The following is a 15654-nucleotide window of genomic DNA, read 5'->3' on the forward strand; positions in this document are numbered from 1 at the left end:
CTGACGACAATTTTGGCAATGTTATTGTAAGTTTTAGTCATAGTTATTTCTTTGGTTTGGGCTTTGATTTTTCATCAACATCTTTCAGCATTTTCTGAAAATCGCTTTCATAACTGCGATCTTGAATCACTCGAAACTTTGAATACTCATCAAGAGCTTTTTCATCAGCTTGTTCTTTGCTCACTTTCCCCAATCCTTCCAGCACAGGATAACCATTAAGATCAAGGTAACCGCTCATAAAACCAATCCAATCTTGCATTGTTGTAGGTAGTTGTCGCTCGGCTCTTATTTCGGCTAAGTCAAGAAAGGCGCTCACTGCAAGCCTCAATCTGTGCAATTCTTTTTCTTTTAGATAATTTTTTGCTATTGTAACATCTGTTTTATAAATTTTTCCGTTCGGAGAATGTGCCCATGAGGTCAATCCCATATTTTCTTTTGAAGCATCTACTCGTTCATAAATTATTTCGGCCGCAGTTCCTCCGGCAATAGCGAAATGTAATTTGTTTTGAATAAAGGCAAAAAACTCTTTTGTAATAACACTGCTTTTATCATAATCCGAAGCAAGCGCAAAAATATCGGTAATTTGTAAATAAAGACGGCGTTCACTGAGGCGAATATCTCTAATTCGTTCCAGCATTTCTTTGAAATATCCATCATCAAACTTTCGTCCTTGCTTAAATCGGCTATCATTGAGAACATAGCCCTTTTGGATATATTCATGGAGCACTCGCGTGGCAAACTTTCTGAATTGGGTTGCTTTAATAGAATTTACGCGATAACCGACAGAAATAACCATATCTAAATTATAAAATTGAATTTCACGATTGACTTGTCGTTTTCCTTCTTTTTGAACTACTCGAATTTTTCGAGTAGTTGCCTTTTCTTCTAATTCTCCGCTTTTGTATATTTCCTGAATGTGATAAGTGATAGTATGTTCTTCTACACCAAAAAGTTGCGCCATAATTTGCTGACTCATCCACATACTTTCATCAGTCATATAGACTTCAATCTCAACCTCTCCATCATCATTTGTATAGAAAGCAAGACCAATCCGCTCTGGAATTTCTTTGTTAAATTGTTTCCGCCAGTTCATTAACTGCTGATCAATGTTTTCTATATCAGTTTTTTTATTCATAGCAATGTACCGGATACTAATAGGCAGTAAGCACTCCTAAAATCGCTTTGGCTAGGGCGGTAAATTCTTCTTGCGATTTTTCAATATTTTCTTTGGTGCCGATTTGATGTGCATCAACCAGATTTGGATCAAGATCAAATATCGCGCTACCTAATTCCTGACATTTCTCTGGAATCCGACCATAATCTTGAATAATCTGTAGAGGATTTTTCCAGCTCGCTTGCACTAAACCATTGCGACAATGCTTTTCTGATAGAAATATTCTCACTCTGTCTGGAATTTTTTCCATCCAAGCGCGATGATCGACGATCGGTTGTTTTCCATAAACATTATATGAATTAATAATGTAACCAATAAACAACGGATCACCTGGTAAAACAAATTTTGTTTCCGTGTTTCCCGACAAGGCTTTAGCGGTTACTTTCCATGAGTTTTTCCATTTTTCATAGACCGTCCCAAGATTCTCAATCCCCTGAACGCTGAAGGCATCCGGCATCATTGGTACTACAAAATAATCACCACCCAACACGATCATTTGATTTAACAATCCCAAACTGGGAGAAGTATCAATAATAAAAATATCAATTTCTTCATGCAAACCTTTTTCTCGCAAAAAGCGATCAATGGCACTGGTTTGAAAATAACCAATTTGTTGTCCGGCCGCCGCTTGCCCATAAGCATTTATCAATAAAGCTTCATACGCGGATAGATTAATATCACCCTTCAATAAAGACAGATTATTATACGACTTAACCGGCATAAAATTTACAGACAAATCAATATCGGCTCCACCATTAATAACCCCATGTAAAACATCGTAAATTGTTTTTTCCTGACTGGAAAAAAGATTTTTTTCATAATACTGATCGCCCATCGTCAAACGAGTTAGATTGCACTGTGGATCAAGATCTACCAACACCGTTTTATAGCCAGCTTTAGCAAAGGACACAGCACAATTAAAGGCCATAGTGGTTTTGCCAACACCCCCTTTATTATTAACAAAAATGAGTTTTTTTGTACGCGTGAATTTCATAAATGCATACTAACACACCCCATGATATTTACCAAACAAACTCGTTAAAAATTAAGTACTTTTTTATTTACCTTTTATAACAATAAATCGTTAAATCGTGCTTGGTGGGTTTGTCTTTTTTGTATGGTTCCCAGCCATGAAAAGCAAAGCTGTAGGAAATTACCCGGGCACCGGGTTTTAGTTCGCGGTCGAGTTTGGCTTGGAGTTTTTGTTGGATGGTTTTTGGCATACCAAACACATACACCACATCAGCATCACTCACGTTGGTTTTGAATAAATTACCAAGTTTAAATTTAGCCTTGGGTGTCCAAATTAGTAGTTTTTTTATTTGACACACTAACCATAATGGCCAGGCAATTTCTACACCAATCGCGTTGGCTTGATAGTGCCGGGCGGCATACAAAACCACTTTGCCATCACCACAACCTAAATCATAAAATGTTTCGCCGGGTTTAAGCTCGGCTAATTGCATTACCCGTTCCAGATCTTTTTTCCACATTGGTACCCAGGGGGCGAGGGATAAACCGGCGAAAGCCACTGGTAATAAGGCCGCTAATAATATAATCAAAATTAAATATGCCCACATATTACATGCGTTCGGCTGGATAAATAGTTAATTTCCCTCCCATTTGTAATTCCACAATATCGCGTCGCTTTAAACTACCACTCAATAATAAATCGGCAATGCCATCCTCCACGCGATTTTGAATCAAACGCCGCAATGGCCGCGCCCCAAATTGCGGATGATAACCTAGTTTGGCTAGCTCCAACACGGCTTCGGCTGTCCAACGAAACACAATCCCCTTGTCGCGTAATTGCTTACCGACCTGACGCAACAGTAACTCACACACCGCTAACAGTTCATGCGTTTCCAGCGGTGTAAAGATGGCGATGTGATCAAACCGGTTGAGCAACTCTGGGCGATAGAATTTTTGGAGCACACCATCATCGAGCAAATGTTGCCGGATATCATCATGGGTTAAACCTTGTTGGTATGACTCTTGAATTTCAATCGTAGCCGCATTGGAGGTGGCAATAATCATAGCATTGGTGAAATCCACCGTGCGACCTTGCGCATCAGTCAGGCGGCCATCATCGAGCACTTGTAAAAATATATTGTGTACTTCCGGACTGGCTTTTTCAAACTCATCGAGTAACACAATGGCAAAGGGCATTTGCCGAATAGCCTCAGTTAAAAAATCCATCAGATGATCGATACTCTTGGCGGCACTATACTCAGACATATCCAAACGAATCATTCTATTACTAGCCCCAAAATAAGCCTCAGCGATGGCTTTGGCCGTTTCGGTTTTACCCACCCCGGTAGGACCAAGAAATAAAAATGAGGCAATTGGTCTGGTGGTATCACGCACATCGGCTCGCGCCCGGCGTAAAGCATGAGCGATGGCGGTGACAGCTTCATCTTGGCCAATGACGCGCGCATGCAAGGTTTGATCAAGTAATAATAATTTTTGTGCTTCAGATTCAGTGAGACTGGTGACAGATACATTAGTTTTTTCTGCCACCACTTCCGCCACATGTTCTTTGGTTACTAAAGTTGTGCCCTTAGCTCGTTCGCGCGCGAGAATGGCGGCTTCTTCCATGACGGCAATGGCTTTGGCCGGTAAATGACGATCTTTCATAAACCGTTCGGTTAATTCTACACAAGCCGATAACGCAGCATAAGTAAAATAAACTTGATACTTACTTTCCACAAATGGTGCGCGACCTTCTAACACTAAAATGGCACTATCCGGTGTTAGCTCGGGCACATGTACCACTTGAAACCGGCGCATAAAGGCTTCTTGTTTTTCAAGATAGTGTTGATATTCCCGTGTCGTTGTTGTACCGATCACTTTAATGTAACCCTGCGAAATATAATTCATTAATATCTTACCAATGTCGATACTAGATTGCGTTGAACCGGCGCCTAATAAAGTATGAATATCTTCGATACACCAAATAATATTTCCGGCCATGATGATTTCATGAATGAGTTGCTCCATTCTTTGTTCTAAACCACCGGCTTGCCCACCACCGGAAATAATGGCACCAGGGTCTGTTACTACCAAACGTTTATCTTGCAACGGGCCAGGCACATGTTCGGCTGTCATTAATTCGGCGATGCCTTCCAAAATAGTGGTTTTACCAACGCCTGGTTCACCTAACAACATCACACTACTGTTCCCCTCTTGTAAAATTCGAAACGCTTCAGCTACTTCATGGTCACGGCCAATGGCGGGTGTGAATTGGTTCGCCTTAGCTTGCAGGGTGTAATCAAACGACACTGCATCTAACAGTTTAGTCGGTCGGGCGGTCATGGCTCGATTCATAGTCGTCTTCGGTTTGTTGCGCGCTGAACTGCGGCGGGAGCGTTCGTGTTGCAAAACATCGCGCACAATATTCCCCCAATGCACCACGTGACGCAATTGATCTACTGTCACAGTATGGTCTTCTAATAAGGCGATTAACCATGGGTCGGCCAACACTGCTCCAACAAACATTTCGAGCGGGCTAATATGTGGCCGTTTATTAGCGCGGGCTTCACAGTACGCTAAAATCATCGCTTCTTGATAAGTAGTTTGTGAGCGTTCATCTTGGCGTTGTGACACACGCTGACAACCGGCTTTGATATCCGGAATGTATAACTCTAATCTAAATAAAGCCGCGCGCACATCGGGGTGATCAATCAGGACAGTGGCAAGTTGTGCCGGGGTAGTTAAATGTGAAATTTGATCAACTAAACGTTGCGTATCACCAGCCACAAATTGCGCGGCATTGATCCCTAATTTTGGCACTAATGGGGAAATATTTTCCCAATCATTTACTACGGTCGGCATTTTCTGTAAGGCTTGCACTACAGTAATGTTTTTCACGCGATGTAAAGCTCGTTCCACCCGATAATATAATTCTATATCCGCTAACACTGATACCCAGAACACTAATCTTTCCCAGGATAACTCACTAAAGAATTTTTCATAAGCGAAGGTTTCCCCGACTAAACTAGTGAGCAATGGGTAAATGGCAATAATACCGGCCATGGCTAACAGAATCAGCAAAAAATTTATGACGTAATCAAAGCCGTGGATCAACCAATGCCAATAGCGGTGCAAACCATGGTGCGGTTGGCGCCAGTAAATAATATCATCATCATATATGCCAATTACTGGATATTCGGTAGTTTGGTGTGGGGCACGCAGTATTACTGGATCCATAACAAACCGATTATCTGATAGATTAAATTACCAATTACCACCGGTGGTGCCAATAACCAAATCACTACTCCACATAGCTCAATTACTATATATACTAAAGTTATTATGGCAGTAATAACAAACTGCACGAGCCGCACGCAAAAACTAATAATCCGACTCCAAATATCATTATAACCATACATGGGTACAAATAAATATTTAGTGAGTGTGCCCAAATTCAACGATTGCGCAAATGACGTAATTTGATCACGCACTTGGCGTAACAAGCTCACTAACCCAGTGCTGTACCACCACAGCAAAACCATATCAATCTAAATTCGTCATAACACGGTACAAGAATAAGCTTGCGCCAAATAATGAATCATTAAACTGGTAATGACTACTCCAACAATACTGGCGGCCATCACTACAGCCACGTGTTGTTTATGCATTTCATATAAATTGTATGCTTCCAAACACACACCAATAAAAGCCACGGCAATGCCACCGTAACCAATCCGCGCGACACCTAATAAAAGCTGTTCGGCACAAACGTGGGTAAAGACAGGAAACAGCATCATGCCAAAAACGGTACTAATGATGACTGTGCCAACAAAAATAAAGATGATGGCAACAGCCGTATCGAGTTTATATTTGGTTTGATAATGTTGAGACATAGGCCTAGTGTAGCACAATCACCGATGGTACGACAAATGAATCATCACTATAATTAACCGCGTCACTGGCTATCACCAAACCAGTCGATGTGCCCCCATCTAAGTTCAAAGCTGTTTCTATATTTGGCTCCGTCCACGCTGCTATGATGGTCGCCATTTGTTGTAAAGTTAATACCCCATGTTCAGCAATTATAAAGTATATTTTACCGGACGCATCCAGCGCTACAACAGTTCTCTGCGCCACAGCGCCATTACTGTCTTCAACCAAAGCTTCACCCTGTTCTACTAAAATTGGATAAGATTGAATTAATTGATTAGTATCGGACAGAGCAACATCTTTGATATTACCTAGCTGCCAACTACTAGCTACTTGATAAAATGCCCCCGTTTGGCCAGTTAATAACGGTCCATAAGTTTGATCGTTGGTTTGTGTTCTAGTAACCAACTGATAAGCTTCGTCAAAATAACTGCCATTTATTACTACTGTCGCATCAAGTTTAGTTTGCCAATCGGCGACTGATAGTGGTGTAGTTTCATCTACCTTAACACTAATATCCACTTTAGTTGGATCAATTTTAATGATATCAAATAATTCAGCTTGTTCTAAAACTTGTTTGAACTGCACGCCTGGTTGCACTTTTGTCCAGTCTTTATAGGCCACCTGATTCGGTTCAATTTCAGCACTACACCCAGTGCTGATTAATATTACTAACAATAAATATTTAATCGTGTGAGACATATTTTCTAATACTAGACATTAATTCAATATAAAAAGATACATTATGGACTGTAATTAAACGCATAGCTAACGGTTCTTGCACAGAAAAAAGATGACGTATGTAAGCTCGGGTATAACCAGAGGTGCAAGTAGTACAATGACAATATTGATCTAACGGTGTGGTATCTAGTTGAAATTTACTGGCGGATAAATTAACTCGTTCAAAAAAAACTTGCTCTAATTTAGAATCTATCAAATCTGGTTGTAAGTGTAGATAGGCTTGGGCATGACGCGCGTTACGAGTGGGCAAGACGCAATCAAACATATTTATACCCCTTTTGACTGATTCTAAAATTTGTTCCGGTTGTCCAACACCCATTAAATATCGCGGTTTATCGACGGGTAATAATGGCACAGTGGCTTCTAACATCTCATACATTATTTCAACCGGCTCCCCTACGGCCAAACCGCCCACGGCATAACCATCTAAATTTAACGCCACTAACTCAGCGGCGGATTGTTTACGTAAATCCGCAAAACTTGAACCTTGGACAATGCCAAATAATAATTTATCCTGTTTTTTGGCTAAGCAACGTTTGGCCCAAGCGGTAGTGAGAGCGACTGATTGTTCGGCTTGCGCTCGGCTAGCCGGATACCCCGGAAAATAATCAAAACACATTTGGATATCTGAACCAATCGCCGCTTGAATCTCCATGGATAACTCCGGTGTGAACATGTGTTCGGCACCATCAATATGCGAATTAAACCGTACACCCTCGGCGGTAATTTTTGTTAGGTGAGCCAAACTAAACACTTGAAATCCACCAGAATCTGTGAGAATGGGTTTATCCCAGTGCATGAAGTTATGCAGCCCACCGACCGCCCGTAATGTGTCTAAACCCGGCCGCAAATATAAATGATAAGCATTACTCAACAGAATATCATTACCGATCGCGGTTAAATCAGCTTGGTGTAAATGTTTCACGGTGCCACGCGTGGCAATCGGCATGAACGCCGGCAATGGGACATTACCGTGTTGGGTCGGCAGCACCATATTACTTCACCACAATGCCATCATCGGTCGCACCAGGATCGGTATCGAGATGGGTGGTTAATTTTTTGGCTTGCGCTTGTACTACCGTACCACTTGCTGCATCGGTCGCTGCGGCAATGGCCTCATGCGTTAAAATCATTAATTTATCAACATCGGTTTTGGTTGGAGTAACACTGACGGTAAATTGGGCGGTAGCAGCTGAACCACTATAAGTTACGGTTCTGGTACTACTATCGTAAGCGATGTCATTAGCAGAACTGGCCACAAACTCAACATTGTCCGGCAACGTGGTGGTGATAGTTAAATCAGTCATGGTTCGACCACCGCTGACCAGCGTCCACATTATTACATACTGAGTGGTTTCACCCACTTGCGGCGGAATCGGACCGGAACCAAGTTTGGTTAAATCATCAGCGAAATAGCGCGCAGCAGCGGAGAGCTCAAACTCCCCTTGCACGGCGGTGGTGACATCGGCTGTCGTGGTAAATTCCACTTCAGCATCGTCTACTTTGGCTTGGCCGATAGATAAAGTGGCGGTGATGGCACTGGTGGTGTCTGGAATATTGTCTTTCACTTGAGCTTGGTATGATAAAGTTTGTTCATCACCTGGTGCCAATGTAGCAATGGTATCTAAAGTAGCTGAGCTGGCTTCCACGGCGTTGCCAGAAAAATCGAGCTGTAACTGCACCTCTTTAATATCAGTTTTGGATGGGTTACTAACTTTAATGTCATAATCTAATTGCCCACCGGCCGCCACACTGCTCGGCCCAGATAAACTGAGCGCTAATTCAGGGTTAGACACTTTCACGGTATGACGATCCTCCGCTTGCAGATTTAAGAAACCATCCGGCTCTTGAATGCCCACTTGTAAGACAAACTCCTGTTTTTCAGCTGCGTCCGTATCCATCGTACCGGTTAGTTTTATTTGTCTGGATTCATTGGCCGCAATTTCATCAAACGTCCACTCACTAGTTTGTGTGGTGGGAGTAAACCCGGCCGGAAATTGCAGCACAGCCTTTGTATTGACCAGCGATAACGAGGCTGAATTGGTAATCGTAAACGCATACTCCATATCTTCAGCACTGCGCACCTGTTCTGGTACACTGACATCAACCTTAATAATCGATTCCCCCACTGTGATACTGGTAGTGGCTGAGGTTTGAAAATTGGAAGCAAAATTTTGTGGTGTGTAGGTTAACAAGGCCGTAAAATCTTTCGTGTCACCCACTTTACCGAGCACTTGCCCAGTGACGGTAATATTATCACTCGCACCAGGAACAAGATCTGAAATATCCCATTGTTTAGTAGTATTTTTAGCATAAAACCCATCCGGTTCAACTAATTCAACTGAACCAGTGGTTAAAGTGACGGCGCTGTTATTTTTATATGTGATAGTCAAAGTCATTTCATCACCGGAGGCAACAGTTTGTGCATCATTCAAATCAGTTTTTAGGGCAACTGTAACTTCACTCGGTGAGACTGTTAAACGATTGTCACTAAACACCATATAACCGAGCCCGGCGGCGATGGCGGACAACAAAATAATCGCACTAACACCCAATGTTGCCCAACGCTGTTTGCCGGTACCGCGTTCGAGAGTGGTCATATCAATGGTTTCCTCTGGATCATCTGAGGCATAGAAATTTACAAAATCAGTATGTTTCTGTTCAGTGGCGGTTGGTTTACGGCGCTTACTCATAGGAGCATTATACTAAAAATTTCTCACTCTGTACATGAGTGCCAATATACTCGTATAACCACAGTTGCACGGCTTGATAAAGAGCCTGCCAAGTGGGCTGATCTAAGCGTAATTTTTGAATATCCTCATACGGACTAACCGCTAACCACTGTGTGACCTTATCTTGCCCAATAGTGTAGCCTAAAATATGAACCAGTTTAATCACAAAACTAAGAGGCAATAATTTGGAATACGAGGCGTGATCTAGCCAGGTAAAACTACTAAATAATAATTGATACACGCGCTCATCTGGCGCGTCTACTTTTACTAGTTGATCTAATACTTCAACCATATAAAGCATGGCGGCGTTTTTGGGCAATGATTTAGTAACATGGCTAAAGCGATGTTGCACAGTAGCACCTCCTAATTTATAATTTTTTCCTAAAATAATATACAGCTCGGTTTCGGCAAAAGGCTCTAGCACTCCAGTCAGCTTAGCGGTTGGTCGGCGCACACCCATAGCCGTTGCCCGAATCTTACCGAACTGTTCGGTGTAGATGACATAGCGACGGTCGTAGTCACGCCAGGGTTCGTAAAATAGTACGATGCCCCGCGTATTAACTGTTGCAGACATGATTAATCTTTAAACGTCACACTTAACTCAATCCCATTCACTTTCAATATATGTTCTTGAATTTGATCACTCTCCCCTATGGCACTAACTATAATACTGGTTTGTAAATCAGCATCATATTTTTGAAAAATAACGCTTAATGCTGGAGTGGTGTGATAGAGCAATTTTTTTTGATCATTGATCGTAAATTTTAATGTCTTCCTTAAGGCATTCAAACTGCGCACCAGTTCACGTAACATGCCCTCGTCTTTTAATTCCGGTGTTAATGTTGTATCTATCTCAACAACATCACCATATTTATGATGTTTAATATTAACCTCCTCTAATAGAACATCTATATATTCTGGATCAAGCCCAGACGGTAATGTCACCGTGGCTAACGGTTGTCTGATTTTTATATTTAATTTTTCCCGCAAAGCCAGTACGTTTTCAACTAGTTCTCTAGTTTTATTCATTTTAGAAACAATTTCATCAGAGACAAAATTTTCTTGAATATCTGGCCATAAAGTTAAGTGCACCGAATCGCCGGTGGTGATAGCCTCAGGCTTGAGTGTTTGATAAATGCGTTCAGCGATAAACGGTGTAAATGGTGCCAGTAATTTAGAGATGGTTAATAAAACATATTTTAAAGTACTCAAGGCCTCAATTTGACTAGCGGCATCTTTAAACCGGGCTCGACTTCGGCGGATATACCAAGTAGACACGGCTTGAATATACTGCTCCAACCTAGTTGTTACGGTCGACAGATCATAATTATCCATGGCTTGAGTGACATCACGAATGACGGCTTGAGTGTAAGCCAGCACCCATTTATCCATGATGTGAGTTGCAGTCACTTTATCCGGAATGGTTTTACCTGCCGCAAACATCGTATAAAAAGATGTCACATTCCAGAGTGTGAGCAATACCCGTTTCATGACTAAATCCACCCCTTTTTCGGAAAAGCGTAGATCTTCGGCTTTGACTACCGGCGAACTCATTAAATAAAACCGTAACGCATCAGCCCCGTATTTATCAAACACGACACTGGGTTCGGGATAATTTTTTAAGCGCTTACTCATCTTTTTACCATCTTCGGCTAACACCAAACCATTGACGATCACATTTTTAAAGGCTGGTTGGTTATAGAGTGCCGTTGATAATACGGTGAGGGTATAAAACCAACCGCGGGTTTGATCTAACCCTTCAGCAATAAAATCAGCCGGGAAACCAGGTGGTAACTCTTTATCAGTTTTTCCTCCCAGCCAATGGTTTTGGGCATAAGGCATGGAGCCAGATTCAAACCAACAATCTAATACCGACGTAATTCTTTTAAATAATTTGCCGTTGTGTTGAAAGGTTATCAAATCAACAAACTCTTTATGTAAATCAGTAATAGTTTGGCCAGATAATTGCTCTAATTCAGCGCTACTGCCGATACATATTATTTCTCCGTCGTCAGCTTGCCAAATTGGTAACGGCGCACCCCAATAGCGTTCGCGGGAAATCGCCCAATCTTTTGCACCCTCTAGCCATTTACCAAACCGACCATATTTCACATGCTCCGGCATCCAGGTAATCGTGTCATTATTTTTCATCATGTTGTCTTTCACTTGGGTAACACGCACAAACCAAGAACTGGTAGCATAATTTAATAACGGTGTATCACAGCGCCAGCAGTGCGGATAACTATGAGTGTAATCTTGCTCGCGCCATAATTGATTATGGTCTTTTAACCACTGAATGATTTTTTTATCTGTGCTACTAGAATTATCTTTTGGTTTAACCGCTATACCGGCAAAATCCGTCACTGCATCTATAAATTTTCCCTCCATGTTCACATGTTGCAGAATCTCAACGCCCTCTTGCAAACCTAATTGATAATCATCTTCACCATAACCGGGCGCAATATGCACGATGCCGGTACCTTCGGTGGTGGTGACAAAATCGGCAGCGACTACACGAAAAGCCTGGTTAGTATCTTTAAAATACGAAAATAAAGGTTCGTATTTTAAACCGACTAACTCACTGCCTAACAAGGTTTTTTCAACCTGACCATCCGGCACAACTTGGGCTAATAATTTTTCGGCACAGACTATTTTGCCGTCTGCAGTATTAACCACCACATATTTTTCTTGTGGGCTCACGGCCAATAATAAATTGCCCGGTAAGGTCCAGGGCGTGGTTGTCCAGGCTACTAAAGCATAATCTTGCCCAATGATTTTAAATTTCGCATAAGCCGTACTATCGGTGATATCTTTATAACCTAAGGTCACTTCAAAGTTGGATAGTGATGTGACACAACGCGGGCAAATGTGCATCGCCTTCTTGCCTTCATAGATTAAACCCTGATCGTAGAGTTGTTTGAACACCCACCAGACAGATTCCATATAGGCTGGATCCATCGTCCGGTAATCATTATCCATATCCACAAACCGCCCTAACCGCTCAATGGTTTGCCGCCACTCAGTGGTGTATTTCAGAACACTGGTGCGACACGCCTGATTGAATTTAGCCACACCCAGCACTTCAATATCTTGTTTGGTTTTTAAACCCAAATCTTTTTCGATTAGATTCTCCACTGGTAGACCATGACAATCCCACCCCCAGCGCCGTTCTACCCTATACCCACGCATGGTGGCATAACGCGGAATGACATCCTTAATAGTAGACGCCACAATGTGCCCATAGTGCGGTAACCCCGTCGCAAACGGTGGCCCATCATAAAAACTGAACTGCTTATCAATTGGTCGTTCGGATACTGAACGCTCGAAAACCCGGTGTTGTTTCCAAAACGCCGTCACGGCTTGCTCCGCTTCTGGGAAGGTTGGTGTGGCCATAATGGCTACAATTGTACTAGAGCCGCACTCTTTTGTACACTCGCCCGAATAATGGTTTTGCTACCCTGTTTCACTAACACTTTATTAACTTTGCGTTTTAATTTAATCGTTCTGGCTTTGGCTGTAACTGTGATAACTGTCTTTCTTTTTGTAAGAGTCTGATTAGCCGATAAAGACAATGAGGATAGTTTAACAGTTCTATTACGCCGCGTGGCAATAATTATTTCTTCTTTGGCATCACTATAGAAGTTATGTACTAATAATTTACTGTTAGTTTGTGTCTTGCGCCGAACAGATGCTTGGTCGATAATTGCACCCGTCGAGACATCGACCAATTTTACTACTCGACCATTACCGCGTAACACAGCTACTAACAATCCATCACCGGCTAGAGCCGCTAAGGGTTTTTTGGTATCACCGGAAAAAATCGTAAAGGTTCTAGTTGAACTATCAGCATAGGTAATGGTAATTGATCCATCATTAGCCGTCGTTACATTGGTAGCAGCACCGCGAGATATGACATTTACTGTACGCCTAGTTGAGCTGGAATTAGTGGAGGCATCAGTGACAGTGTATGTTAAAGTATATGAACCAACTGTTGCGGTATCAACGGAACCGGTGACAACAACAGTTGGAGCAGCATCAGCGGCATCACTGACAACATAACCTGGTTCAGTGTAAGTATCACCTTGAGTTAAAGTGAGTGGATTATCTCCAGTGAGCGTAATCGTTGGAGCGGTGGTATCAACCACATTGACTGTGCGCGTGGCTGTACCGACATTACCTGAATCATCGGTGGCAGTAAACGTAATAATTTGTATACCTAATGTTGTTGTAGAAATACTAGAAGCCGACACGGCTACGTCATCATCAAAGTTGTCTAACACACTAGTTCCAGCATCGGTATAAGTTGCACCGTATTCAATAGTAACAGAATTAGAACCTATCACAGTTATTACCGGAGCAGTTTGATCTAATTCATAGGCACCTATGTCACAACTAGTATGATCGGGGCGAGGCACACCACGCGCATCAGTAGTGACTGCCGCCAAAGTATAATCTGTACATCTAACTGCTGGTATTACATCTTTAGCCGGTGATGACGAACTAATGGCATGAGTTTGTACTGGGCCACCATTATCAGCTAAAGCAACTAACAATGGATCGGTACTAATAGCATCGCCCGTCGCAAAAAATGATGAACAGCTTGTACCATCGGCAATATTGTAACCAAAAGATGTAATATCTCCAGAATTAGTATAACAATTTGAACCAATCGTCGTTGCAGAATTACCTGCGACAATGGAATTTCTTATGTTTAACGCGGTTGAATTTGCACTATAAATTCCACCGCCACTGGCATCACTACCACCTGATACGGTGTTATTGGTAATAGTGGAAAAAGCTGTTTCAATTGTGGCAGATTCCGCCGCATAAATCGCTCCACCGCCAGCATTTACTACTTTTGCGGTCACTGCATTACCGCTGATTGTTGCATTAGTGATTGTTACTGAACCTCCATTAACACCTAAGCCACCGCCATAAGCATTGGTACCATTTGCCGTATTACCACTAACAGTAACTGCACTCAGTCTTAAGGTTGAACTGGAATCAACAAATATGCCACCACCACTAGCTACCATACCGGCTCCATCTGGATTTAGCACACTATTACCAGAAATAATACAATTCGTCATAGTCACAGTAGCGGGTGATGACAGATAGACCCCACCACCGTTAGCGGCCGCAGTATATGACGTTATGCTATTATTACTAACTTTACAATCAGAAAAACTAACTGTACCACTCGAGATAAAAACACCTCCACCCTGTACTATACCGCTATCAGGTACATTGAGATTCCCGCCCGATAAAGTGACATTAATTACAGTGGCATTAGCAGCTATTTCTAAGACTCTGTCTCCCAACCCCGTCGCACTAATTATTGTATTGCTATAACCATTACCTTGCATGGTAACACCATTTGCATCGGTCAGGTCTAGATCACCCGTCGCGGCAACATCTTCATCATCACTAACATTAGTAATACTTAATGTATATGTATTACTACCTAATACAATTGTATCAGCGGCAGCATTAGCATTGGCAGCAATCACCGCTTCTCTTAATGAACAGTCACCGACATCACATGTGCCATCGGCTGTATCGGTTGTTTTGGTAACTGTATAAGTACTAGCCTGAGTAAGGGCAGGAATGAAGAATAAAGAATTTATAATTATGAATAATGTGGGAGAAATGTATTTAGGCATACTTAACATTAAGTGTACACTAAATCACTTGTAATGTCGCGGTGGTCTGCACGCGGGCTTTTAACACCACGGCCGATACTTGTTTCACTAACACATTATTAGCCTTGCGTTTTAATTTAATACTTTTGGCTTTAACTGTTTTGGATAAAGTTTTACCTTTAGTTAATTTATGATCAACCGACAATGATAAGGCTGATAGTTTTACAGTAGTGTTACGCCGTGTGGCTACAACTATTTCTTCATTGGCATCATTATAGAAATTATAGACGAGTAACTTACTGTTTTGTTGCGCTGTTTTACGAATTTTCATTGTCTGAATTGTACTACCATCCGTTACACTCACTAGTTTTACAGTGGTACCTTTACTGTTTAAGACAATAACATACTGACCATTACTAACTAATGCCGCAAGTGGTGTACCCGGTTCAGAAAACACCTGAAA

13 protein-coding genes are annotated in these 15654 nt (G+C 41.9%); all 13 read right to left on the reverse strand.

The window, feature by feature from the left end:
- Positions 1–43: 43 nt before the first annotated feature.
- Entirely contained in the window at positions 44–1135 is a 1092-nt protein-coding gene (locus WCV88_01045) for a virulence RhuM family protein (GenBank protein ID MFA6474769.1), read from the reverse strand.
- Between the two features lie 16 nt (positions 1136–1151).
- Complete coding sequence (locus WCV88_01050; GenBank protein ID MFA6474770.1) at positions 1152–2168, reverse strand: AAA family ATPase; 1017 nt, start codon at positions 2166–2168, stop codon at positions 1152–1154.
- A 67-nt stretch (positions 2169–2235) separates the two neighbouring features.
- On the reverse strand, positions 2236–2754 hold the full coding sequence (locus tag WCV88_01055) for a class I SAM-dependent methyltransferase (protein MFA6474771.1): 519 nt from the start codon (positions 2752–2754) through the stop codon (positions 2236–2238).
- Position 2755: 1 nt separating this feature from the next.
- Positions 2756–5383, reverse strand: coding sequence for an ATP-dependent Clp protease ATP-binding subunit (locus WCV88_01060; GenBank protein MFA6474772.1), 2628 nt, complete (start codon positions 5381–5383; stop codon positions 2756–2758).
- On the reverse strand, positions 5371–5688 hold the full coding sequence (locus WCV88_01065; protein ID MFA6474773.1) for a hypothetical protein: 318 nt from the start codon (positions 5686–5688) through the stop codon (positions 5371–5373). Before WCV88_01065 ends, WCV88_01060 begins: the two co-directional genes overlap by 13 nt.
- 15 nt (positions 5689–5703) lie before the next feature.
- Complete coding sequence (locus WCV88_01070) at positions 5704–6039, reverse strand: hypothetical protein (GenBank protein ID MFA6474774.1); 336 nt, start codon at positions 6037–6039, stop codon at positions 5704–5706.
- Between the two features lie 4 nt (positions 6040–6043).
- The gene (locus tag WCV88_01075) at positions 6044–6778 is read right to left on the reverse strand and encodes a phosphodiester glycosidase family protein (GenBank protein ID MFA6474775.1); all 735 of its coding nucleotides are present in this window, start codon (positions 6776–6778) and stop codon (positions 6044–6046) included.
- Positions 6762–7811 (reverse strand): tRNA guanosine(34) transglycosylase Tgt, encoded by a 1050-nt coding sequence (tgt, locus tag WCV88_01080; protein ID MFA6474776.1) that lies wholly within the window; start codon positions 7809–7811, stop codon positions 6762–6764. Before tgt ends, WCV88_01075 begins: the two co-directional genes overlap by 17 nt.
- Before the next feature lies 1 nt (position 7812).
- Positions 7813–9510: a hypothetical protein gene (locus tag WCV88_01085; GenBank protein MFA6474777.1), complete on the reverse strand. Its 1698-nt coding sequence runs from the start codon at positions 9508–9510 to the stop codon at positions 7813–7815.
- Between the two features lie 7 nt (positions 9511–9517).
- Entirely contained in the window at positions 9518–10123 is a 606-nt protein-coding gene (gene recO / locus WCV88_01090) for a DNA repair protein RecO (GenBank protein MFA6474778.1), read from the reverse strand.
- Between the two features lie 2 nt (positions 10124–10125).
- Positions 10126–12942, reverse strand: coding sequence for an isoleucine--tRNA ligase (ileS, locus tag WCV88_01095; protein MFA6474779.1), 2817 nt, complete (start codon positions 12940–12942; stop codon positions 10126–10128).
- A 5-nt stretch (positions 12943–12947) separates the two neighbouring features.
- Positions 12948–15212, reverse strand: coding sequence for an immunoglobulin-like domain-containing protein (locus WCV88_01100; protein ID MFA6474780.1), 2265 nt, complete (start codon positions 15210–15212; stop codon positions 12948–12950).
- A gap of 19 nt (positions 15213–15231) precedes the next feature.
- On the reverse strand, positions 15232–15654 hold a 423-nt coding region (locus tag WCV88_01105), incomplete at its 5' end, for a hypothetical protein (protein ID MFA6474781.1).

It is taken from the genome of Patescibacteria group bacterium (assembly GCA_041665365.1).
GTDB lineage: Bacteria > Patescibacteriota > Patescibacteriia > UBA9570 > UBA9570 > UBA9570.